At 44.4% G+C, this 24,780-nt stretch carries 19 protein-coding genes; 2 read left to right on the top strand and 17 right to left on the bottom strand.

Going from position 1 to position 24,780, the window contains the following annotated elements:
* Positions 1-153: 153 nt before the first annotated feature.
* From M3G15_RS10585 to M3G15_RS10540, 10 genes are read right to left on the bottom strand one after another with little or no spacing between them, the layout of a single operon-like run.
* Positions 154-1,518: a glycosyltransferase family 4 protein gene (locus M3G15_RS10585; RefSeq protein WP_260070867.1), complete on the bottom strand. Its 1,365-nt coding sequence runs from the start codon at positions 1,516-1,518 to the stop codon at positions 154-156.
* Positions 1,519-1,529: 11 nt separating this feature from the next.
* Entirely contained in the window at positions 1,530-2,573 is a 1,044-nt protein-coding gene (locus M3G15_RS10580) for a glycosyltransferase family 4 protein (RefSeq protein WP_260070866.1), read from the bottom strand.
* Between the two features lie 3 nt (positions 2,574-2,576).
* Positions 2,577-4,415, bottom strand: coding sequence for a methyltransferase domain-containing protein (locus M3G15_RS10575; protein WP_260070865.1), 1,839 nt, complete (start codon positions 4,413-4,415; stop codon positions 2,577-2,579).
* Positions 4,405-6,024 carry an ABC transporter ATP-binding protein gene (locus M3G15_RS10570; protein WP_260070864.1) on the bottom strand — a complete coding sequence of 540 codons (1,620 nt, stop codon included), beginning with the start codon at positions 6,022-6,024 and terminating at the stop codon, positions 4,405-4,407. The genes M3G15_RS10575 and M3G15_RS10570 overlap by 11 nt, the downstream gene beginning before the upstream one ends.
* The gene (locus tag M3G15_RS10565; protein WP_260070863.1) at positions 6,011-6,751 is read right to left on the bottom strand and encodes a hypothetical protein; all 741 of its coding nucleotides are present in this window, start codon (positions 6,749-6,751) and stop codon (positions 6,011-6,013) included. Before M3G15_RS10565 ends, M3G15_RS10570 begins: the two co-directional genes overlap by 14 nt.
* A gap of 14 nt (positions 6,752-6,765) precedes the next feature.
* The gene (locus tag M3G15_RS10560) at positions 6,766-7,548 is read right to left on the bottom strand and encodes an ABC transporter permease (RefSeq protein ID WP_260070862.1); all 783 of its coding nucleotides are present in this window, start codon (positions 7,546-7,548) and stop codon (positions 6,766-6,768) included.
* Positions 7,530-8,489, bottom strand: a complete 960-nt coding sequence (locus tag M3G15_RS10555) for a GDP-mannose 4,6-dehydratase (protein ID WP_260070861.1) — start codon at positions 8,487-8,489, stop codon at positions 7,530-7,532. The genes M3G15_RS10560 and M3G15_RS10555 overlap by 19 nt, the downstream gene beginning before the upstream one ends.
* 10 nt (positions 8,490-8,499) lie before the next feature.
* Positions 8,500-9,465 carry a GDP-mannose 4,6-dehydratase gene (gene gmd, locus M3G15_RS10550; protein ID WP_260070860.1) on the bottom strand — a complete coding sequence of 322 codons (966 nt, stop codon included), beginning with the start codon at positions 9,463-9,465 and terminating at the stop codon, positions 8,500-8,502.
* A 37-nt stretch (positions 9,466-9,502) separates the two neighbouring features.
* Positions 9,503-10,579, bottom strand: coding sequence for a mannose-1-phosphate guanylyltransferase (locus M3G15_RS10545; protein WP_260070859.1), 1,077 nt, complete (start codon positions 10,577-10,579; stop codon positions 9,503-9,505).
* 1 nt (position 10,580) lies between these two features.
* A complete protein-coding gene (locus M3G15_RS10540) occupies positions 10,581-11,894 on the bottom strand; it encodes a glycosyltransferase family 4 protein (protein WP_260070858.1) in 1,314 nt (437 codons plus the stop codon).
* A 76-nt stretch (positions 11,895-11,970) separates the two neighbouring features.
* Between M3G15_RS10540 and M3G15_RS10535 the strand changes: the two genes are divergently transcribed.
* Positions 11,971-14,427, top strand: a complete 2,457-nt coding sequence (locus M3G15_RS10535; protein WP_260070857.1) for an O-antigen ligase family protein — start codon at positions 11,971-11,973, stop codon at positions 14,425-14,427.
* Between the two features lie 50 nt (positions 14,428-14,477).
* Here the strand turns inward: M3G15_RS10535 and galU are convergent, their stop codons facing one another.
* Together galU and M3G15_RS10525 are read right to left on the bottom strand one after the other, a co-directional pair.
* Positions 14,478-15,353, bottom strand: a complete 876-nt coding sequence (gene galU / locus M3G15_RS10530; protein WP_260070856.1) for a UTP--glucose-1-phosphate uridylyltransferase GalU — start codon at positions 15,351-15,353, stop codon at positions 14,478-14,480.
* 147 nt (positions 15,354-15,500) lie between these two features.
* Complete coding sequence (locus tag M3G15_RS10525; protein WP_260070892.1) at positions 15,501-15,698, bottom strand: hypothetical protein; 198 nt, start codon at positions 15,696-15,698, stop codon at positions 15,501-15,503.
* Between the two features lie 666 nt (positions 15,699-16,364).
* On the opposite strand from M3G15_RS10525, the gene M3G15_RS10520 reads away from it, so the two are divergent.
* Positions 16,365-16,664, top strand: a complete 300-nt coding sequence (locus M3G15_RS10520; RefSeq protein WP_260070855.1) for a DUF6809 family protein — start codon at positions 16,365-16,367, stop codon at positions 16,662-16,664.
* Between the two features lie 233 nt (positions 16,665-16,897).
* Here the strand turns inward: M3G15_RS10520 and M3G15_RS21670 are convergent, their stop codons facing one another.
* The 5 genes from M3G15_RS21670 to M3G15_RS10500 all read right to left on the bottom strand — a co-directional run bounded on the left by M3G15_RS21670 (position 16,898) and on the right by M3G15_RS10500 (position 23,968).
* Complete coding sequence (locus tag M3G15_RS21670; RefSeq protein ID WP_368017499.1) at positions 16,898-16,981, bottom strand: putative holin-like toxin; 84 nt, start codon at positions 16,979-16,981, stop codon at positions 16,898-16,900.
* Positions 16,982-17,157: 176 nt separating this feature from the next.
* Complete coding sequence (locus tag M3G15_RS10515) at positions 17,158-19,758, bottom strand: U32 family peptidase (protein ID WP_260070854.1); 2,601 nt, start codon at positions 19,756-19,758, stop codon at positions 17,158-17,160.
* Positions 19,759-20,194: 436 nt separating this feature from the next.
* Complete coding sequence (locus M3G15_RS10510) at positions 20,195-20,857, bottom strand: deoxynucleoside kinase (RefSeq protein ID WP_260070853.1); 663 nt, start codon at positions 20,855-20,857, stop codon at positions 20,195-20,197.
* Positions 20,858-20,860: 3 nt separating this feature from the next.
* On the bottom strand, positions 20,861-21,502 hold the full coding sequence (locus M3G15_RS10505; protein WP_260070852.1) for a deoxynucleoside kinase: 642 nt from the start codon (positions 21,500-21,502) through the stop codon (positions 20,861-20,863).
* Between the two features lie 153 nt (positions 21,503-21,655).
* On the bottom strand, positions 21,656-23,968 hold the full coding sequence (locus M3G15_RS10500) for a DUF5704 domain-containing protein (protein WP_260070851.1): 2,313 nt from the start codon (positions 23,966-23,968) through the stop codon (positions 21,656-21,658).
* Between the last annotated feature and the right edge of the window lie 812 nt (positions 23,969-24,780).

Raw genomic sequence — 24,780 nt, 5'->3', positions numbered from 1 at the left:
TCAAAAATAATAAAAAATTTTGTTCAAACTTTATTAGATATCTCACACAGCCAATCCATAATAATAGTTTTCACAAAGTGTAATAAATAGTAAGGTAACAATAAATGAAATAAATACAGTTATAAGTTGGATTATTCTTCTATAGTATTTAAATCATTTTAAGAAACTCATAGTTATCTTACTCAAGCAAGAATCAAGTATAACATCCATTTCTTTTTTTTGTAGATACTGTTTAGAAATAATTTGCCCAAACAACTCTAGATATATCTTAATCCCGATATTCATATTGACAACCTCACCACTTGCTACCCTGTCTATAAACTCTTTATATCCGTTGACGCATGCCAACATAGTATTATTCTCAGTCGTATAATTCAATATTTTTCCCATTAAACTTTTGGGCACTTGGTTATTAAATAGTTTTAGGATGATATCCCTAACTTCTTCGATCTCTTTATTATTGATTCCCACCTTAAAAACCAAGCTATCGGGAAACTCAGCAAAACTCCCTATATTAGTGGTTATAACTGGCTTCCCATGCCCCATGATCTTAAGCAAACTAGCGGAATTCTCCCCTTGCGTTGGATACCTCAAATTAATACACATATCTGAAGCGGAAATATATTTATCAAAATCTTTAAGGTCAACGTATCCAGTAAAAACAACTTGATTCTCGAGTTTGTACTTTTTAACAAGATCCTTTATTCCATATGAAGGTGAAACTTCTCCAACAACATAAAATTTCAGTTTTTTTATAATTTGCTTAGACTTGATAATCGAGAGGGCTTCAATAATCTTATCTATTCTCTTTGTGGGATTAGCATAACCCAGTGAACTAATCACAAAATCTCCTTGATCAATACCAAGTTCTTCCCGAGCCTCTTTTTTTTCTTTCTCCAAATCCTCAAACTTACTAATATGTGGTGCAGGAATAGGAACAACTTCAATAGGGACATAACTCGCTTGTTTTCTCAACAAATCTTTAGCAAACCTCGAATGGACTATTATGCCCGCAGAATGATCCAGAATTCTTAAATTAAGGGGGAACTGCAGCGAATTATTCTCCCAAATCGGACCTATTTCGCCATTCAAAAAGCGGTTAGCCTCATCAAGCCCTTCTTTCCCATGACAATATAACATTTCATCACGGTATCCATCTAAATTGCCTTGCTCCAATGTCTTAGCCGCAAAGAAATGATGAAGTGAATAGTCATGTAATACAACGATTCCAGGATATCTTAGTATAAATTCATAAATTTCCTTGTGTGCTGCATAGTTGTTTCCCATGTGATAAAGAACAGCACTATATTGCTTCTCGTTATATCTTCTAGGAAATTCAGAAAACTCTCTTATAACGAAGTTCTTTATAATATTGGTGTTTTCTACTTGAAATCCATTTTCGACGTATACTTCTATATCATAAAACTTAGACAACTCCGGTAATAAGTCTTCACTATAGTCAGAAATCCCTGATCGAATTGGGTTTAACGGCGAGAAAAAAGCTATCTTTTTTTTCAATTTTTATTAACCTACCTTATTGTTTCCGTTAGTCGATCTATAACACAATCCCAAGATATATCTTTAACCCCTTGATAGCCAACACGTCCTAAGTCCTTCGCTACTTGTTTGTGCTGATGTAAATAATCAATTTTTGATGAAAGTTCCTGGAGATTTGACAAAACAAACCCGCTTTCCCCATCCTTCACAAATTCCAAAACACCACCGGTATCATCCAAGGTAATAACAGGCTTTTGGGATAGATATGCTTCTAAAGTTACGTATCCATAATCTTCGTCATACGGTGCGAAATAAACGGCTAAACAATTGGCATATAACTCTAATAGTTGTTTGTCTTCCACAAACCCAAGAAATTTGACTCTATCGGTTAAACCAAGTTTGGAAGATAATCTCTCTAAATTCTCTCGTTCCGGTCCTTGGCCGGCAATTAGACATTTTATATCGGGATCCGTATCACTTAATGCCTCTAGTAACAAATCCACTCTCTTTAATTTGTCTAATCTCCCAACAGACAAGATATAATTATCAAACTCGTCGCAATGGTAAAAACCTACATGCTTTGGGGGATGATACAATACCTCCGACTCGATTTGATTAAATCTTTTCAATCGCTCTGTAGTATTCTGGGCTATCGTAAAAATTCGTTTCGATTCTGTAAGAGTATTGTGATCGTATCTACGAATTAGTTCCTTTATTGATAAGCTTTCAGGTGAATAATCATATTGACTATATTCTGTTCCAAACAAATCATAAACTTGTCTATACTGATGAACCAGCCAAGTCACCTTATTCACATGACTTATCCCGTATGACGGAAATTTAGTGCCGATAACCAAATCTATTTTTTCACCATTACTTTCGGATAAATCTATAAACTTCCAATTCATCATACTTTGAATTAGTTGTTCGTTAGGATACCATTTAAAGGGAAGAGCAATTATTTCCGCATTGTAATTTCTCTTCCGCAACTCATCCAACAGGGATTCAACCAGCAATTCTGCTCCCCCACGGACAAAAGGGACCTGTGAGTGACAAATAGCAATCTTTTTCTTCATCTTTTATACCGCCCGTCTTTTCCTAAAACATACGATTCTCGATAATGGAAGATGGTCAGAGACTCTGCCAGGATTCAAAAATTCTCCAACCTCAATTTGATCTAAAACCTCAAAACCATGATCATGAAGCTCATCAATTAATTCAAATTGATGCCAAAACACATCGTAAACATTAAAATCAGACCATTGGAGTGATGAGCGCAACTGCGTTTCTGCTTGAGTATTGGGAAAATCCGCAATAATTATTCCATCATCCGCAAGAAGGTCGTAAATTTTCTTGAATATTACTTTTCTATCTATAAAATCGAAGTGTCTGATGAACCTGAATACAGTAATAATATCGAACTTCTTTTCAGTATTAAAATCAAAAAAATCCTTCTTTACATAGGACACAGCCGTGGACAACTTATTTACGGAAGTAGCTATCATAAAAGATGAATTTTCAACCGCAGTAATTTCGCCCAATCCACTTAAAGTTCTAAGTATTCTCCCATCCCCAGATGCTATATCCAAAATATTATTACCGATCGTTCTAGGTGCGAAAACATCAATAAGCATTTGGATAGCTTTTCTTTCAAGCCTGTCATAGGTTCTCATAGGAAACTCAGCGAATCTTGACTCATCATAGTTAGCAGCAATAAACGAATCATTGTAATACTGGGTCATCCCCTCATGTCCCATTACCAAGAACTTACCTGCCTCATTAAGTTCATGTTGCCACTGCTTCAATGTTGGTGAGGGTAGTTGATATGACAATTCATCATATATCTTTAGGTAACTATTATCATATTGTAGATAACTAATATCAAAGAGCTCTTTACCCAATTCTTGGACGTTTCTTTTATAAGAATCATAATCTTTCACTAACAAGTTAAGACTTGATATCATATCAGAACAATCCGACAAGGAAACAACACCGAACTGGTAATTCTTAATGATATTTTTTAATCCAACATGCTCCGTGACTAGTACGGGAATTCCAAGAACTACGGATTCAACAATGGAGAGAGGACATGCATGGTTATTTTCTTTTGATGTATAAGGTGCAATCATAACATCAATATCACTATAGAATTGGGCCATATCCAAATGCCCATTATAAACCTCAATATTTTCGATAGAATTCTGTTGGATCAATTCTATCAATTCTTCATAACCTTCATATCTCCAAGCTAGTTTAAATCGATAATTCTTAAGTTGCTCGGCTACCGACAAAAGCAAATATACTCCCCGATCTTCCCAAATTTCTTTGGTAAGAGGAGAGGAAGCAAATCCTATAGTAAAACGGGAATCCTTCCTATTCATCTTTGCTGAACTAGAAATACTTTTGACTTTAGGTAGCATTAAATGAGATTGGAGACCTAGCTTCTCAAGCTCACACTTCGTATGAGTAGACTCAACAAACAAATATAAGTTTCCAATATCAATAGCATGTCTCAAGTGGACAAGATATCCTTCATTAGGATTCTGGAACCCCTTCATCCCCGTCATGGTGTATAAAGTTACAAACGATGATGACATGTAATTTCTTTCGAATAGATAATAGCCCTCTAAGCTGTCAGCAAATATGTGTATAATATCAGGCTTTTCCTTAAGCAAAAGATCCGAGAAATTCTTTCCCCAGTAATATACATCGTTCAGCTCATCATACACTTCTTCATTATCATCCAATTCTTCTTCCAAGGAGATAAACTTAAAAGTTTGCTCCTGATTAATGCTTTTAAAAGCTTGATAGTAAGCTTTTACTTCTTTTTTTATAGCTTCAATATCTTTTTCCTTTTTATAGGAAAAACAAAAAAAATAAACCTTTGGGTGACTTAAAATCACTTTGTTATTCGACATCGATTTTAACCCCCGCATTTATATTCATATTAACAAGTCCAATTGATTTAAAATCGTTTAGTACTCTAAAGAAGGTAACATCAATCATTCGATCAATGGTAACAGTCTCATTTGTCGATTGATCAGTTATCCCTAAAGTTAAGAAATAAGAACCTTCATTCAAAAAGTTAGGGAGGTTAAGTTCTGTTTTGATGACATTTCCCGCATCAATCTCTCCGACTTGTGCACCTAAAATCTTTGTGTTCGTGCCAAACACTTCAATTCCGTTTATCGTCTTAATAATCACCCCAAAGACTGGAGACGTTATTCTTTCATGAACCTCAGTTCTAATGAAAATCGTAAAGTTTTCCCCACTGAGAAAAACGTTAGATTCTTCCCCCTTATGATCTATCAATGCAAACTCAACTATTTTGGCCTTCCCGTTACCGTACCTTAGCTCTTCGGCCCTTTTTTCTGTCTGAGCTATGATTTGCATGTTCGCAGTCAGGGACATTTTTTGATAATAGTTCACGACTTCATTGGAACTGCCCTCGAATATTAGGCTTCCATCATAAATGATGCCTACCCGATCACAAAGTGCCCTCACGGCATTTAAATCGTGTGTTACGAGGATAATCGTTTTACCCAAGGCCTTAAATTCTTCGAACTTTGCATAGCATTTTCTTTGAAACACCTCGTCACCAACAGCAAGTGCTTCATCTATAATTAGTACATCCGGATCCACATGAATAGCGAGGGAAAAAGCCAACCTAACGTACATACCACTTGAATAGCTTTTCACGGGCTTATCGAAAAACTCCCCAATATCAGCAAACTCTTTGATCGATTCCATCTTGCTCTCGATTTCATGTCCTGGAATATTGTATAAATAACTATTATAAATCACATTTTGTCTACCCGTTAATTCAGGGTGGAAACCTGCTCCAAGTTCTAGCAACGCTGCTATTCTTCCATTAACATGAAATACTCCCTGAGTGTGATGCTTTGTTTGTGCAAGTATACTAAGAAGTGTGCTTTTACCCGATCCATTAAATCCGATAATCCCGTAGGTTTCCCCTTTGTTGACCTTGAATGAAATATTTTTAAGTGCCCAGAAATCTTGATGTTTTTTTATGATTCCTGCTGAAATTAATTCGGTCAACTTTGAACTATTCCGAGAGTATAGTTTAAACTTCTTAGATAATCCTTCACAAATTATCGCAACTTCATCATTAATCTCTTGGACGCTCTTGGATTTTTTGGCAATATTTATCTTCGTTATAAGCACTTTTGACCCATAGTTCTTAAACCAAGCGTCTCCCTCTCGCACCAAATCCCATTCAATATCAAGTTCTTTAAGTTTGGAATATATAATAAAGTTACACTTTAGCAGTACGCTCTCTCCAGGAGCAATGTTATAAGGAAGTTTCGTTCGAATCCCTTCCACTACTTCCCCCTTCTCATTCATGTAATGATATCCCATCAACACAGGATGATCCTTGCTATAGGCATACCAAACCTCATCACCTATATTAGTTACCATCAATGAAATAGAGCTCATTTTTCCTGAACTCGTATTAACTCGCGACTCTAGATGAAGGGGAACTATTCTTGCATTATATTTGGCCATTAGTTTTCAACCTACTTATGTTCATTCTTTCAAAGGCTTCGAGAACTTCCTTTTCCAGTTCCAAGTTATTCGGATCTTCCCTTAACGCAAGCAAAAGCAGATGATACTTCTCAATTTCGTTATAGTGATTGCCTGCGAAAAAGGCTAAATCCCTATAAACATTACTTTTCAATTCCACATTCAATTGTGATTTTAACATCTGCACCTGATCATGCAATTGTGATTTTAACATCTCCACGTGATCATGAATCTGTAAGTCCACCTTAGACTGCAGTTCATTCTCATAATACCGACGGATACTTTCTGCGTTAGAAGCAACAACTTCTTGAAGTGAACCCTTTAACTCGTCAATTATTTCATCAACAGTTTCCTCAGCTATCCTCTTAAAGGTTCCCTTTACAGTTTCAATTGTGTCTGATAAGTTGTGATCCACAATATAAAAATGATCAATAACTTTTTGATTGAAGTGAATCTGTCTCATAAAAATTGGACGTAAAAGTTTTCTTAAACCTTTTTTTACCATAATAATAAACTTCCCCAAGAACTTTCGGTGTGAGAAGTACTCCACTTCCAAAATATTATGGAACTCTATTAGTGGTTTCAACTGAGAAGTATTAGAGTTACTTGATCTGGTATCATTTTCAAGAAAATGATGGTCTACTTTATATAATATCCTTTCCTTGATGCGCTTCTTTAATTGCTCCTCATCAAAATTAAGATTTTCCATGGTTTACCTCCTACTTAAATCAGATCGGATATTTCATTTATCATTCTTTTATAAACAATCCAGCCAAATAGGAAGGTTACTAATGAAATCAATAACATAGCCATGATATTCACAATATCTCCACGCAACACTAAAGATTGATACGATTCAATAAAATAATAAAGAGGATTGAATGACATCGTCTTCTTCAATCCATCCGGTAGAATATCTAAAACATATACGATCGGCGTAAGCCAAAACCACACTTGGATAAAAATTGATGTGATCTGGTTCAGGTCTCTAAAGTGCACGTTAAATACGGATAGTATCAATCCAATGCCTGTGCAAAACACTTGTTGTAAAAGAATAATTAAAAAAACAACAATATAGTTTAGATGCAAATCATACCCTATACCAACGAGAACTAATAGTAATAAGGAATAATTAATAATCAGTTCTATAATGGATGAAACAGTTATGGAAAATACCAATATTGTTTTGGGGAAGTATATCTTCTTTACGATGTTTGCATTGTCAACAAAAACATTCTGAAACCTGGTTAGTGTATTATTAAAAATTGTCCAAGCGAGTATGCCCGAACTTAAATAAACGCTATAGTCAAATGTATTCGTCATACCGGGTAATTTGGCAGCCATGATTTGAGAGAAAACGGTAGTATAAATAAGAATATAAGCGATAGGAAGAATTAGGTTCCATAGCAAGCCAAATACCGAGCCTGCATATTTATTACGAAAATCCCTCTTTACCATATCCCAGATCATATAAAGGGTCCCACTATTCATAAGTTTTCTGACCATGCTTCTTTTCTAATCTCCTCAAGAACATCTTCCAGACTCTGAGTTAACTCAATGCTCCTTGCCCAAGAAGTATGCTCTATAATCTTTTTGTTACTCCCATAATATATGGGAATATCGATCGGTCGTAGTTTGCCGGGATCTACTTCGATTGTAATTTGTTTCGAAGATAATGAAATTAAGATTTCTAATAAATCAGAAATAACCACAGGTTTTCCAGAACATATATTATAGGTTTGTCCTTTCAAACCTTTACTAGCGATCAACTCATAACCTTTCACTATATCTCTAACATCTGTAAAGTCCCTTTTAGATGATAGATTACCTACAGAAATAACTGGCTTTTGGATTCCTTTTTCAATCATCGCGACTTGATAAGCGAAGTCAGGAACTACGAAGCCTCGTTTTTGTCCAGGTCCGATGTGATTGAATGGTCTAACATGGATAATATCCATATCAAATGCCTCATAAAATTGCCGAGCAAGCAATGCAACGCTGTGTTTCGATACCCCGTATGGATTGCTCGGATGGGGGTAAGATTCTTCTTTTATTGGAAATTCCATTTCGTTATAGAAGCCATACTCTTCCGAAGATCCTATACTAACTATCCGAATGTTTTTAGAAACATGCTTAACAGCTTCAAACAAGTACAACGCAGTCATAGTATTAGATAGAAAGGCGAGACTAGGTTGCTCCCAAGCAACTTTCACATTACTTTGTGAAGCCAGATGAAATATTACATCTGGCTTCACTTCATTTATTACTCGAACCCAATTATCTTTATTATCTAGATGTGTAACAACCAAGCCATCGATCATGTTAGTTGGCATAATAATATCAGAAGCTCTCGTTGTTCCAAATACTTTATAGTTTTTACTTTTTAGTAATCGAGCAAGGTGACGCCCCGCGAAACCGTTTACTCCAGTAATTAATGCCGTTTGCATAATAGGCTCCTTACTGCTTGTTTAATCTATCCAAATCACTATCCACCATCATTTTAACCAAATCCTCAAAGCCAACCTCCAGTTTCCATCCTAATGCTTTTTGGGCTTTAGAACTGTCTCCTAGAAGCAAGTCAACTTCAGCCGGACGAACAAATTTGGGATCAATGACCACATAATCTCTCCAATTCAACCCCGCATGACCAAAAGCGATTTCAACTAATTCTTGAACGGTGTGTGTTTCGCCTGTCGAAATGACGTAATCATCCGGTTTATCTTGCTGCAGCATAAGCCACATGGCTTTCACATAGTCACCGGCAAAACCCCAGTCACGTTTCGCATCAAGGTTCCCCATTCTAAGCTCACTTTGGAGACCAAGCTTAATTCTCGCAACCGCGTCCGTAACTTTACGGGTAACGAATTCAACACCTCGACGAGGCGATTCATGGTTAAAAAGAATGCCAGAACATGCAAACATGTCATAGCTTTCACGATAATTCACAGTGATCCAATGGCCGTACACTTTCGCTACGCCATATGGACTCCGTGGGTAAAAAGGGGTCGTTTCCTTTTGAGGAGTTTCAATAACTTTACCAAACATTTCGCTGCTTGAAGCTTGGTAGAACTTAGCTTCTGGCTTTGTTAATCTAACCGCTTCAAGGATATTCGTAACACCAAGAGCTGTCACTTGTCCGGTTAGGATAGGCTGCTCCCAAGACGTAGCCACGAAGGATTGGGCCGCTAAATTGTACACTTCATCCGGATTCGCTTTCTTTACTGCGTTAATCAGCGAACCTTGGTCCAGCAGATCTCCTTCAATAAACTCAATCTCATTTTTAATATGTTCGATATTCTCCATCATCGGTGTGCTGGTTCTACGGCGAAGACCGTATACTTTATAGCCCTTCTCAAGAAGCAGCTCGGCCAAGTAAGATCCGTCTTGTCCAGTAATCCCCGTAATCAGCGCGTTTTTAGCCATGTTTGATTATCTCTCCATTCAACGTGATTAATATAAATTATAAGTACTGCTCTAACTTCTGCATACGAAGTTCCTTAAGCAGCAATTTAACTTCTTGTGCTTTATCCTTACTACATATTAAAGTTACATCCTCTGTATCGACAATAATCAGATCTTCAATCCCTAACGTAGCGATTAATTTTCCATTACTTTCTATAATGCAACGCTTAGTGTCTAGATTCAATATATTTCCTTTAATCACATTCCCATTTTCGTCTAGTTCGTTGATTCGCTCCAACGCTGTCCAACTGCCAACATCATCCCATCCAAAGATACAAGGTATTACATAAATGTCTTTAACTTTCTCCATGATGCCATAATCTATCGATTGGTCCGGCATCTTGGCAAATTCGGATTCGATGACTTCTGACTGTTTGGAGGTACCGAACGCTGTTCGCATCGTTTCCAGAATATCATGCATATCCGGCATAAGTTTTTGGATATATTTTCGTATAACCTCAGTTTTCCAAACAAAAATACCACTATTCCAGTAATAGTTCCCTGAGCGCAAGTAGGACTCTGCCGTAGACAGATCTGGCTTTTCAACAAATTTATTTACTTTAAGGACATCTAACTCATTGATGACTTGCTTATCTTCAGAACTTTCTATATAACCATATCCCGTCTCAGGATACGTTGGTTGAATCCCCAATGTCACCAGACTCTTATTGTCCTGTGCAACCTCAACAGCTGTTTTCAATATTTTTACAAAACCCTCTTCGTTCTCAATAATATGATCCGAAGGCAGCACGATCATGGTGCTATCTGGAAACTTTTCTTCGATTAGAATAGACGCCAACCCGATACAAGGAGCTGTATTTCTCCCAACAGGTTCAATTATGATATTGTCATGAGGTAAATGTGGGATTTGAGCCTTTATAAGTTCAGCATATAAGCCGTTGGTTACAATAAACACCTGACTGATATCAACCAACTTTTCTAATCGAGCTATAGATTGTTGAATCATTGACTTATTCCCGGAAATGTTTAAAAACTGTTTAGGAAGGTTGGTTCTGCTTTTTGGCCAAAACCGTTCTCCCTTTCCCCCAGCCATTATTACACAAGTAATAGTCATGTTAACCTCCAAATTTCCATAAGTGGATATAGTCAAGTCTTTGCTGAATCAGCTTGCCGATCGCTTCTGGCGAGAAATTCTCTTTAATATATCTCTCACCATTGATTGCGATCTTCTGATAATAGTTCTTATCATTTACTAGCTTCTTCATGAAACTAGCGGCATGTTCAACACTCGGTTCAGCCCACTTTTGATAAGCCTTATATGGCCCTTGATCTTTTCCTACCTGAATCAACTCATAGTCAACTAAACAAGAATTTTGATGATTCATAAAATCAGTATTTGACGACCAATTTGTTCCAATTACAGGCTTTCCTAAATACATCGCCTCGGCTAACCCAAGACCAAAACCTTCGCTGCGATGCAATGATACAAAGCAATCTGTTAAGGAGAGAAGAGCATTCACATCGTTACGACTGATGGTTTCTTTTATTAAGTATATATTTTCATAGTTTGCTTTAAGTACGTCTAGATTCGCCAAGTCGTTCAGAGTGCTTTTATAGCAGTTCACTTTAATAACGAGCCCAACATTCATATCATCCGGCTGAAATGCAGCTTTAAATGCGTTAATCGCAGCTTCTGGGTTCTTACGATCCTGATAACTCTTCACATCATACATTGACAAAAACAAAAAAGTGTTATCAGGCAAGCCAAAATACTCCCGGTTGCGCGACTCCACAACTTTAACCTCAATAGAATGTGGGATCTTGACTACGGGAACCGGGCTTTTCATGGCAATGGAATCTGCGACAAAGGAGGAAGGAACCCATACTTCATCCACAAGGTTAAAACTTTCAAGCCATTCGTCGGGGAAGTCAGGAAGTTCCCAATGCCAGTACCCGATGTTATATCTTCCATTAAAAAGCGAGTTACCGAAATATGCGTAGATCTCCATCATCTGTTCCGCGTTAATATGAAATAAGTTAACATTGAATTCAGGTTGCACAATCTCCTTATGAGACCACGTAAGATCTGACATTCTCGCATTATTCGTACCTGTAAAATTAATAATCCCATAAGGAATATCTACAGCACTTAAATTCCTAGCTGCAATTCTACAAGACTCTCCGATCCCCATCTCTGCTCTGGCATATCCCACCAAATTAACCCCAACGGGAAAACTGGAATCCATTCGTCGTGAAGACTGGCTATCAATCGGAAAAGCTTTTTTCAGTAATAATCTTTTAACCTGCTGCCTAACGCCTGAAGGTAATAGGAACATTACTAATGGCTTAAAGAATACTGCGATTCTATACAATACGCGAAAAAACATATTTTTGATTTTAAACACCACCAAAATGTTAACAATTAGCATAAAGATGGAAATCTAGCTCCACATCTAACAATATGCTAAAATAATTGTCGTATCTATTCGCAAAGGAGATAAACACGTGTCGAAACCAGTATACGGGAAAATGGCCGCAGCGTCGAGAAATCGGGAAAAGTTACCTGCGGCGTTGTTGGTGTTGATGATTGGGTTGATTTTGTTCCTGGTTTGGGCGCCGTTCCAAGCAGGATTATTTAACGGGCTTGTCCTAGACTTCGAGAGACCCATCTATTGGGCGGTGCTTGTGGGAAGTCTACTCATGCTAGGCTGGGTCGCCGCCTTTTTCAAAAGTCTCAAGCTGGAAGATCAGCGGGATTGGACGACTCTGTTCGTTCTGCTTATTCCCATAACTTATATTATCGCACTGATTTCGGCAGCAAGCCAGTACTTCGCTTCCAATATGGTGCTGATTCAGTCGCTTTATGCCTTTATGTTTGTCATTTCATTGTATTTGCTGCAAAACCGCAAGTCGAACCTTGTCATTGAAACGACGGTAATCACCGTTGGATATATCATTGTGCTTTTTGGCTTATTCAACTGGCTGGGACAAGGAAGAACAGTATCGGCCATCGTTGGCTGGTTTTCAGGTACAGTCGCAAACGGGCAATATACCCAAGCCATTTGGGTGGATGCGAATGGCCCACGGCTCGCTTCCGTATTCCAATACCCGAATACATATGCGGCGTTTTTGATGGCATTTTTCTTTGTTGCTGTCTTCGCGATTACACGATCAAAAAAATGGTATAGCCAAGCTATTCATGCATTCATGCTTGTGCCGATGGCCCTCTCGATTCTACTCACGTTATCCCGGGGCGGCTTGGTTTTCTTGCCGATCGTATTTATCATCTTACTGTTGTTCTTGAAACCAGCTAAGCAGATTCTCTGGATCGTCTACTGTCTCATTGCCGGAGTGGGCACGCTGGTCATTGCCAAGCCTGTCACAGAGCTGGGGCAACAATTCCATCTGGGACAAATCGGCGACCCGGCCAAGGGCTGGTTTTACGTCCTGGCCGCTTCCATCGTGTTGGCTGCCATCGCTTGCTTGATTCAACGCTTTGTCGCTCCTCGATTGGAGAATGGAACAAGCAAATGGGCAGGCAAGAAGCTTGCCAGCTTGTGGCTGCCTCTGGTTTCGGTACTTGCGGTTGCTGTTTTAGCTGCGTTATTCCTCGGGACGAACCTGAAGCATATCTTGCCGGGGAACATCGGGGAACGTCTGGAGAACCTTAACCTGCAGCAGCACAGCTTCCTGGAACGGATGACTTTCTATAAGGATGCAGCGAAGGTTGTCAAAGACTATCCGATTATTGGGGCCGGCGGCGGCGCCTGGGCATCGATCTATGAAAAATACCAGAACAACCCATACACCAGTCGTCAAGCACACAGCTTTGTGATGCAGTACCTGGTTGAGGTAGGCCTCTTAGGCTTCCTTGTGTTGATCGCATTTTTGGCTTTTATTTTCTATAAGTATATTCGCGGATATATTCAAGCAGATGAGCAGAAACAAGAATCCTATTTCGTTTACTTTATCATTGTCCTCTCGATCCTGATGCATAGCTTGATGGACTTTAACATGAGTTATGTTTTCCTGGGCATCTTAGTTTTCCTTGGACTTGCTGGGATGGCAGCAGCGATGGACAACCAACCGGTCAAAAAATTCACCGTTAACCCGGGAACAATGCGAGGGTTGTACAGCACGATTATGGTGGTTGCTTCCCTGATTTTGATCTTTGTATCGATCCGGAATATTCAAGCTGTCAGTGCTGCAGCCAAGGGCAAAGAACTAATTACGACCAGCCAGGATTTCCAAGAGATTAAAGCTCCTTTGGATAAAGCGCTCAAAAAGCGCAGCGGCCAACCCGATGCGGTACTGTACTTAAGTTCTTTGTTGCAAGCTGGGTTTGATCAGACGAAAGACGAATCATTCTACAATCAGGAGTTGTCTCTCCTTACGAATGCGCTGAAAAAGGAGCCTTTCAACAAGGACATGTACAAACAACTGATTAAGCTGTACCAGTCCAAAGGCGAATACGACAAGGCTTATGAAGTATACCGTGATAATGCGGATCGATATGTATATGATATGAGTTGGTACGAAACCCTGATCGTTCAATCGTATGAGCTCGGATATCAAAAGCTGGGTGAGCAAGATGTCGCTCAGAAGGAGCAATATTTCCAAACCGGATTAGCCGCCTATCAGCATGTTGTCGATGGTGTAGAGCATCTGAAGACGTTGCCTAAGGGGCAAATGCAGGGAAATCCGTTTGAGATTACGCAGCCGATGGTCCTAAATGCTGGTAAAATGCAATTTATGATGAATGAACCGGCCAAGGCAGCTGAAATCTTCAAAGTTGGAATTAAGGATGATTTGTCCGATAGTACAAACCGCGAAATTGCCCGTTGGTACCTAGCTGCTTTGCAGAAGACAGGAGCTACCGACCAAGCGGTGTACGACCGATTGCTGAAGGTTGATCCATCCGAAAAGGCATCGATTGAGCAGTTAGCTAACCTAACATTCTAAATACTTACAGCAAAAAACCGGTCTCTCCTTAAGGAAAGGCCGGCTTTTTGTTAGTTTAAGCTATCCAAGATAATCTCTGACATATATTTAATTAACTCATCGCGAAGCTCCGGATTTTCGAGGGCGTAGTGGATCGAAGTCTTGATGAAGCCCAACTTCTCGCCGACATCGTGGCGGGTGCCTTCGAAGTGGTAGGCCAATACTCGTTCAGTTTCGCCGAGCCGTGAAATGGCGTCGGTTAATTGGATTTCTCCGTTAACTCCAATGCGCTGGTTGTCCAGGATGTCAAAAATCGCAGGTGTTAAAATATAACGTCCCATAATCGCCAGATTGGATGGGGCTTGGCCAACCTCTGGCTTTTCCACCAGTTGCTTCGCCTCGTAGACGCGATCCCGAACCGCCGCCGGATCAACGATCCCGTAACGGGATACCTCATCCCAGCTCACCGGTTGAACCCCTACGATGGAAGCCTGATGTTCACTATATACATCGATCATCTGCTTCAGGCAAGGGACTTCCGACTCCACAATATCATCGCCAAGCAATACCGCGAAGGGCTCGTCGCCGACGAACTTGCGCGCACACCAAATGGCATGTCCAAGACCTTTGGGTTCCTTCTGACGAATGTAATGAATATCCGCCATTTCCGATGATTTGCGGACCTCTTCAAGCAATTGGTACTTGCCCTTCTCGTTAAGGTTATATTCCAGCTCAAAAGAGGTGTCGAAATGGTCCTCGATTGCCCGCTTGCCTTTCCCTGTTACGATAATAATATCCTCAATCCCGGAAGCCACGGCTTCCTCCACAATATATTGAATCGTCGGCTTGTCGACGATGGGCAGCATTTCTTTGGGCATGGCTTTCGTGGCAGGTAAGAATCGCGTTCCCAGCCCGGCTGCGGGAATAATGGCTTTCCGGATTTTCATGAAATAATGGCTCCCTCGTACATAAATGATTTAACTAGTGTCATTATACCATATCCCAAATAGACCGTTAGCAAAAAGGACCCAGGGATTCCCCCGAGTCCAACTTAAGTTATACGAATATTGATTGTTGCAGATTTTAGTATGGAATTATTGGATCCAAAATTTCCGCCATGCGAAGCGCTGAGGAAGTTGTTCCTCGTTGCGGATGCGATTGCCCGGCTCCGGGGTGTGCAGGAGACGTTCGGTGCCGAACTCGATTTTGCGGTATTCGTGTTCGCCGTCGATTTCCAATTGTCCGTGTACACGAGTCACGACCGACTGCATCTCGAGGAAACCTTCAAACATCACTTTCACCCTCCTAAAGGTTTGTGAAAACTACGGCACAAGCGAGATTTAGACGGGGTTCAACTTACAATCGTCTAGTTTTTCAACGCGATCTGAACATCGCTAAAACCCGCTCTACAACTCGCTTGTTTACGCTTTCATTATAGCATATCGACAAGATTTTTATAAGCGATAAAGAAGGGTTATCGCCTCTTTGAACAGCGAATTCACAAACGTTCCACAAGTTGTATTTGATAGGAAAACAGATGTCTTTGCAGGGTGTTTTTCTTCAAGATTCTGGAATTTTTAGGATTGACTTTTTGTGTCACAAAATATTATATTTATTGTGTGGCACAGAAAGTGAGGTGGGTAAACTGAGCCCACGAACAGGGCGGCCAAAAGCGGAAAGTCCCAAGAAATACATTATCAAGGCACGTTTTGATGAAGAAACTTATAACGCCTTAATCGCTTACTGTGACAAGCATCAACTTACCGTCACCGAGGCGATACGGCTGGGGATCAAGAAGCTTTTGTCCGAACAAAAGTAAAGGGAAGCGGCGCAATCTCGCAAAAGAACCCGCCACTTCCCCCCAGAGGCAACCCTCCAAAGGAAGGCCGCATAAATATGCTACCATGTGCTGCCCTCCCTTTCAAGGCGCTGCCTCTCTATCAATAAGGAGGATGCGTATGCGTAGTCTGATTGAAGAGCTTTATACCGGGCATATTTTGCCGGACGAAATGATTGTCTCCCGAGATCCGAAGTATCGTCCTCTATGCCGGCAAATCTCGGAGCTTACGGAATCATGGCGTAAGAAGCTGACCGAAGAAGAATTTAGCGAACTGGAATACCTGATGGATCTGCAGGCACAAGCTAACGACATGCATTCGATGGCAGTGTTTAAATACGGTTTCAGGCTTGGCGCCTCCCTCCTCACGGAAGTACTCACCGGTACAGATGAGCTTGTCCGACATCCTTCCACCCCTTAAATCTCGAGCAAACCTTGGAAGATAGGAGCGAATCGGATGAGTACGAGTAATGTTGGGCTCCTCTGCAAAATAAGTTCGCAAACGTGTATATTTTGTATCGATTGTGATACAATGAAAGTAATTATTTAGGAGCCGTGCTTACAGGGCACGGCTCCGGGCAATAGCCGCTTTTAAGGGCGGCAGGCTGTGTAGGATCTCAGTACAAATAGACCGATTCCTTTGCCGAGGGCGGTCTATTTGTGTTTATGGAAGGAAAGTATCAGGACCATTAATGTCGCGAATGAGATCATTAGCGTTAATGCTTGATAAACTTCCATTTGGCATCCCTCCCTTCCTAGAGAATGAGAGGTAGCCGACCGCCCTTGCAAGCCTATTCTATTGCTTATCTAATATTATACCATACTTGTTAAGTAATGGTATTTTCTCGTGTTACAGCAAAAAGGGAGCCCCCTACGGTATAACTACCGCGAACTACGGGGACTCCCTTCGTTTTTTATTTTACCAACTGTCCGCGCGTGACACCAAGCTGGTTGGTCGCTTTGAGGGTTTTCCATACCTGGGTGCCGCTGATTTCTCCACGCAACGCTTTGTTGTAGAGGTCGATGACCTCATGCACCTGCTCCGGCGTTTCTTCGAGGAACTCAACACGGTATTTGGACACGCCCAGCTCGAGAAAATGATTCAGATACTCCGCGCCCGACTGTTCGATGGCGTTGTACACCGTGTTGCGGCAGCCTTCGTCCACGCGGACAGGGTGGGACATGCCGATCCGGTCCTGCAGGGAAGCGCGGTGCTTTTCACACGGGCGGCCGCAGTTGGTGTAGTCCGTTCCTTCACTGAGGAAGGTGCAGTACACGCAGTGCTCCGTATGGAACATCGGCAGATGCTGATGGATAACGATCTCCATGTCGGCCGTGGGGCTGACCCGGAGCAGATCGACCATCTGCTGGATGTTCAAGTCGTAGGACGGCGTCACCACGTCGCAGCCGACCTCCAGGAACAGCTCGGCCGTCAGGTGGTTGGCGATGTTCAGCGAAAAATCGCCGATCAACCGCGGATGCACGGCCGACGGGTTCTCTTGCCGGTGGCGCAGGTAGTAATACAGCGCCCCGGTGTTACGCACCAGCACCGCGTCGGGTTGGAGACGCAGGATGTTGTTGTGGTAGCCGTTTTCGCCCGGCATGTGGATGCGCGGCGTCGCCAGCGCAATCTGAGCGCCGGCTGCGCGAACGGCTTCAACGGCTGCCGGGAATTGCTTGATAAACTCGAAGTCGGCGTAGATGAACGATACGCCGGCTTCCAAGGCAGCCTGCACCTGCGGCAGGCTGCGGCACAGCGCGGCGAGCTGCGCTTCGCCGTGCTTCACCGGCGCCGCGGGCCCGCGGCCCTGCGCCTGCTGCGGTTGCCCCGCAACCGCAGCGGCTGCCGCCGCCGGCGCCAGCGGCGCCATCGACGCCCCGCCCACGGCTGGGGCGTCCAACACCCCCGCCGCCCGTGTGCGCGTCCACACGGGCGGCTTCGGCCGCTCGGCGGCGAGCAGCTCCACCGCCCGCCGGCGGATGCTGTTCAGCTCTCGGATCGGCAGGATGACGTCGCCATGCAGCTCCGCATCCAGCTTCTCGAGCTGAAACACCGTGCCGCCGAGACGCCCGAACTGCTCTTCGAGCAGGGCGGCGTCCATCGGCCGTTTTTGCGCGACCTCGAGCTCCAGCTCCGAGTCGACTTGCACCGTCGTTCCCTTCTGGACATCCGTCCAGAAGGTGTTCAGCAGCCCGCCGGCGTGGCCCACGGCCCGCACATGCACCGGGAAGACGCGGTACGGCTTCTCGGTCTCGTACGTCTGGCGCAGCCGCTTGTCGAGCGCCGGGTCGTTCGTCTTCCAGATGCGATCCCCGACGTGCACGCGGCGCAAATCCACGTCATTACGTCCCGGCACGATATCGACGATCCAACCCTCTCCGGCTTCGCCTTCCTGCTTCACGCCTTGACGGCGCAGGTCGTAGACGCGGCCGCCTTCTTCTTTTTGCGTCGGATCCCCGGCATCAAACACGATCCCGTCCCCACGCTTCAGCGGCGCCTCCAGCTTGCAGACGACGCCGTCGCGCAGCACCTTCTCTACGCGGCCCAGGTACACGCCCCGGCTTTTCGGGAACGTCCCGTCGACCAGCTTCTTATTGTTCGTCCCCTCCAGGAAGCCATGCGTAAAGCCGCGCGAAAAGCTCTGCTGCAGCTCACGGATCTCCTCCTTCGACGGACGCGTATCGTCCCCGTCAAAATAACGGTCAATCGCCTTCCGATATTTGCTCACCACGTTGGCAACGTACTCTGGACTTTTCAGCCGTCCTTCGATCTTAAAGGAGGTCACGCCCGCCTCAATCAGCTCCGGCATGATGTCGATCGCCGCCAAATCCTTTGGCGACAACAGGTAGGCGACATCGCCCATCGGCTTCTGCTCCCCATCGACGATCAGGTCGTACGGCAACCGGCACGCCTGCGCGCATTCGCCGCGGTTGGCCGAGCGCCCGCCCCACATTTCTGACGTCAGACATTGGCCAGAGTAAGACACGCATAGTGCCCCGTGCACGAACACCTCCATCGGCAGCTTCGCCTGTTCCCCGATGACTTTGATTTGCTTGAGGTTATTTTCCCGGCCCAGCACCACGCGCTCCAAATTCCACGGCTTCACGAACTCCACCGCTTCCGGCGAAGTAATCGTCATCTGCGTCGAGCCATGAATCGGAAAATCCGGCGACAACTCGCGGATCAGCTTCACCAACCCGAGGTCCTGCACAATAACCGCATCCACCCCCGCGTTGATGCACGCCTCAACCAACTCTTGCGCATCCCGCAGCTCGTCCTCGAACACAAGAATATTGAAGGTCAGGAACCCCTTCACCCCATAGCTATGCAAAAAAGCCATAATCTCCGGCAGCTCGTCCATCCGGAAATTGTTCGCCCGCGCCCGGGCATTAAACTTCTCTACGCCAAAAAAGATCGCGTCCGCCCCGTTCGCCACCGCCGCCCGCATGCAATCCCAATCGCCGGCCGGCGCCAGCAGCTCCACATCCTGCCGCGTTAACGTCGTCTTGCTCATGTATGTCCTCCCAATCCGGCCGCAGCCGGCGTCTATTCTACTTGATTGCAAAAATTCAAAATTTAAGCGAATTATCAACTTATATATTCTAGCAGACATTGCCCGTGCACTCTAGCTTTTCCATCCATTCGCAAGGAAAAACATGGCGCCCGCCTTCAGAGCCTTTATCCCCCTTCTGACGCCCCTTTTACACCATTATCCCTTTCGTTCAGAAAGAGGGATATCAGGGGAGGGAGTGACATGAGGAAGCCAGGTTCGCAAGCAATCTATTCTTTGAACGCAAGCATTCTCTGTCCCTAAGCTCTGACGTAACGGGATAATCATCAAAAAGCCCCCTCCAAACGCACCTCTCCTATCCGAAGCCAAGCCCACCCTTGTCTCACCAAAAAAAGAAGCCAACAGAAGACTCAGCTCCCATTGACCTCATGATATATATTTAACCGTTGCGCTTCGCCCGCGACGCATGAATGATTTCTGCCGCTTGGCGGATAATTTCGTCCAACGACGCTTCATCTGTGGCATCGTACTCATCGATATTCAGCCGCAGCACCGGGCAGGCATCAAACTCCTCGATCCACTTCGCGTACCGTTCATGCATATGCTCCCAGTAGGAGACGTCCGTCTGAATCTCCATTTCCCGACCCCGCAACTGGATCCGATTCAGAATGGAGGACAGATTCCCTTCCAGATAAATGAGCACGTCCGGATGCGGAAAATACGGCGTCATCACCATCGCCTCAAACAGACTCGTGTACGTCTCGTAATCTGTCTTGGACATCGTGCCTTGATCGGCATGCATTTTGGCGAAAATCCCGGTGTCCTCGTAAATCGAACGGTCCTGAACAAACCCGCCGCCCGCTTCAACGATTGCCTTCTGCTCTTTAAACCGCTCCGCCAGAAAATAAATCTGCAGATGAAAGCTCCAGCGCTCGAAATCCTGATAGAACTTCTCCAGATACGGATTGTTATCGACCTTCTCCATCGAAGTGCGAAAGCCAAGCCGGGCAGCCAGCGCAGTGGTCAACGTGGATTTACCAACGCCGACGGTACCTGCTACCGTGATTAAGGCGTCTTTAGGGATGTGCAATTCATGACTCATCTTTTATAAGTGCTCCTTTATCTTCGCAACGATCTGCTCAAAATGCTCCGGATGCTCCACAAAATCCAGCATATTGCCATCAATCGTAATCACGACCGTCTCCGGTTCACGCGCTTTAATCTGTGTAATCGCCGTTTCATAATCCTCGATCAACCGCTCCAGGTAGCCGGGATCGATGTCCTGCTCAAAGCTGCGGCCGCGTTTTTCGATTCTCTTTAACAAGGTCGCCAGTTCCGCCTGGATATACACAATTACATTCGGTTTTGGCAGATCGTCGGTCAGCAGATGATAAATCTGCCGGTACTTCTCCCGTTTGTCCCCTTGCAGCGTCCGCTGGGCAAAAATCCAGTTTTTATAAATATGATAGTCCGACACGACCGGCATCCCTCGGGACACGTAGTTTTTTACCGTATCCTCCAATTGCTTGTACCGGTTGCACAAAAAGAACATTTCCAGCTGAAACGCCCATTCCTCGATATTTTGATAAAACTTGTCCAGGAACGGATTCTCCTCCACGATCTCCTTCAACAGCGGAAAGTTAAACCGCTCCGCGAGCATCGTGGCCAGCGTGGTTTTTCCGGCTCCGATGGCGCCTTCTACGGCGATAAACGGGCATGGCTTCTTCACTTCATGGTCCTCCCACATCTCACTTGCCTGAAAATAGACTAGAATATTGTATCATAGATTAACCTAAATCGTGGGTAGAACTTGCCGAAAATAAGAGAACCGTGAAGCTCTGCATCGAAAAAACCGTTCGATCTCAGAGCAACCCGGCTCCCTAACTCATTATCCCATCAGCTAATGCGTCACCAATGGTCTGAAATCATCCCGACTCGACAGGTCCGCATGGTAAAACGCCACATCCCCATCCTTCAACGTGAAGCGCCGACCGTATGGGTCTACCACACTCCGCGCAAAACCTTCCATGCCCGTCCACTGGTTCATCAGCGGCGCGTGAATGTATTGAAGATACGGCTTCCCCAGCTCCCCGTTTCGCACCGTCTCGATGTTGAAGTTCACCACGATATAACCTTTTTTCAAAAAGATCTCCGACCGATCTGTCAACCCGCCATGCGTCCGTCCATACTCCGCTACGTTCGTCCCCGCCGGGACCGCGTATAACTCGGCTGGCAGGCTGTACTCGCCGTACCATCGTTGTACTGCGGCATTCACCCGAGCAGGGTCAACGCCTGCAGGGATTCCTGACTTCGGGCCGATCAGCGTGCGAACGCCTTCCGGTAACCGCAGCAGGCTCAGGCTGCCGACAGGAGTTTTTTGCATCGATTGCTTCTGGATGAACCGCTGCACGAACTGGCTTCGTCCGATGCCGGCCACCTGGTCAAAGGTGTAGTCGTGATCGTATTTATAGAGCGCGGTATCCGTGAGCTCCTCGATCGGCACATTCCGCAGGCGTTCGTTAAGAATCACATAGCGCTGCACCTGGTCCAAGGGGGATCCGATCCGAACATAACTCCGGTTGCCGGTATGGTAATACAGATCGACGGGCTGGCGCTTTCCGCTTTCGGCATCGATGAAATCAAACGAGGGGGTGATCACGATTTGATCTAAGGGCCCAAACATATTCCCTTTGGTTTTTAGATCAAATTTGAAGTGATAACCCGTTTTGATGACTGCGTTTTTGTAAAGCGGATGACTGCCAGGTCGGATGGGCAGCGTATACTGTGGCGTATTGCCTCTTGGGGCTCCATCAATCCCGTTGAGTCCAACCCAGTAAGCAGCCCCGGTGGGCACCGGGCTTCCCGGAGCCGTCCGAAACACACCTTCCCAGTTGTAATCGGCAATATCCGTCACTTTGAAATCGAACACCCGTCCAATCACATCAACCGGCACGGTGCCGTAAGCGATATGATGCGTGAGGTTCAAGTTGGCATTCGTCTGCTCCGTCGCTCCGGCTGGCGCATTATGTGCAATGGTGCGGAACTCCACGGTATAAAACCCTTCATCCACCCAAACAGGCAGATAGAAGTCAAACTGCTCCCGAGTCTTGTCCACTTCGATCCAGGTATTTTTCGGATAAAATCTCGCCTTCGCTCCCTCATAAACATCAAACGGGAAGCGAACTTGCTTGCTGCCGATATACTTCAAATAGTCCCTGTTTCCATATCCCAAGTAGTTGGTATGTTGGCCACTGTTAGGCATGGTGACGGTAAACGGTCGATCCAAAATCACAGCCGACCGCCCCGCCGCGGGCGTCGTCTTCTGATTATGCGCCTTGTCGTCGGAGACACCGGGGTATATCACTACGGGCGTATGTACAGTTACACTGTTGATCCCGTTAATAGGGAAGCTTTTGTCCGCGCCGCCATTGATGTTGCCGCTCATCAGCCCGTAATAGATCGTGCCGGTACTAGGCTGGTTCGCCTTATTCGTCTTGCTAGTCGGGATCACATGACCTGGACTATACAGCACATTTTCGTTGATTTGCGGTGCTGAGGGAATCTGGCCGGGCCGCGCCCCCGATCGACTCGTTTCAGCGCCATTCATAATGGTACTTCCGTTAAAGATCAAGGTATCATTCTTGACCTTCACTTCTTCCACGGCATTCTCAGCAAAAGACTTCAAGTCCTCCCCGCTCACATCCGGTCTTTCCGTTCCCCCAGATTTACTTCCGGGAGGCGCTTCTACCGGATTTTCTGGATTCGGCGGCGTAAACCCATGTGATAGATGCGTTGAATAGGTTGGTGGCGTGTACCCTGAAGGCTGTATCCGAATGCCATTGCCTTCAAATGCGTAATTCTGCAAAGCCGCCTCATTAATTTTGTACACCTCGAGATTATCGATAACCCAATAGGAATATTGACGCTCAACGGTGTACGTTTTCGTCACGGTTTCGGTGTCCGTCTGTGGATCAGGCTCTGTATGGGTTGTGCCGTCCGGCCCTTCCACCTCTTTGCCAGGGTCCCACGTTAGCGTGTACTCCCGGTTAACCGTAATCTCAAAGGTACATTTCCCAGCCATCTCAACAAATCGATTCTTGGACAAGTAGCTTTTGGCCATAACGTTCCCGTACAGGCTTTCCGAAGTCGGAATCCCATCCAGCACGTTAAATCGCTCCGCCCCCCGACGATCCGCCTTAATGACCGCACTCACGGCGGGGTCATTTAACGGTACATCGATGACATTACCGCTGGGGGACGGCTGCGTGCATTGAGGTATTGCTGGTGGTGGTGGCCCTCCTTTCTTTTCGTAGTAGTAGTAAACATACCAATTTGTAAATGTACCATCATAAACAAACCCATCTGGATCCCCTGTGGGGTGGGTTGGCCCTCCCAGCGGTTCTTCATCTGTCTTTTTTTGATACCCTTTATATTCATAGTTAGCGGGTGCTTCTCTGTGCTTAGCTTCAAAACGCTGGTTAAGGACAAGCTTATGCGTCTCATTTTTAAATCCATCAATTCCATCGAGCGGTTGGCCGGTAGTTGTAAAGTATTTGATGATCGCCTGTCCTTCTGTAGGCTCCAGTTCAATTTTAATGAGGAAAGGAAAGTAATATCGGAAGCCTACTACATTATCAGCAAGATCGGGCCGACCCTCGGAAGTTACTTCTGGACCTTCATAAGCTGTGAGTACACCATTTACTTGAACAGTGAAGTTAACTGTTTCCGTATTAAGTCCCTGTACATTGCCTATTATAGCTGCTGTGTAATTTACACTTACGGTGTCTTTAGCACTTTGCCATAATTGATGATAACGCGCATTGTAATATACTTGCTCTGCCCCCGTAGTGATGCCCGGAGTAACGATGTTCACGTTCAGGTTTTCATTAGGATTAAACGCTTTGACTTCTACCTTTTTTATCTTTCTTCCACTAACAGAAAATTCGTAATCATAGGGGATATTAATATGATCCCCCGGCCTTCCTTCTTTCGTCCACGTTACCCCATCTGAATATCGCCATATTT

The organism is Paenibacillus sp. p3-SID1389, assembly GCF_025151705.1.
Lineage (GTDB): Bacteria > Bacillota > Bacilli > Paenibacillales > Paenibacillaceae > Fontibacillus > Fontibacillus phoenicis.
The sequence above is the reverse complement of the archived record's forward strand: the minus strand, read 5'-3'. Positions and strand labels throughout refer to the sequence as shown.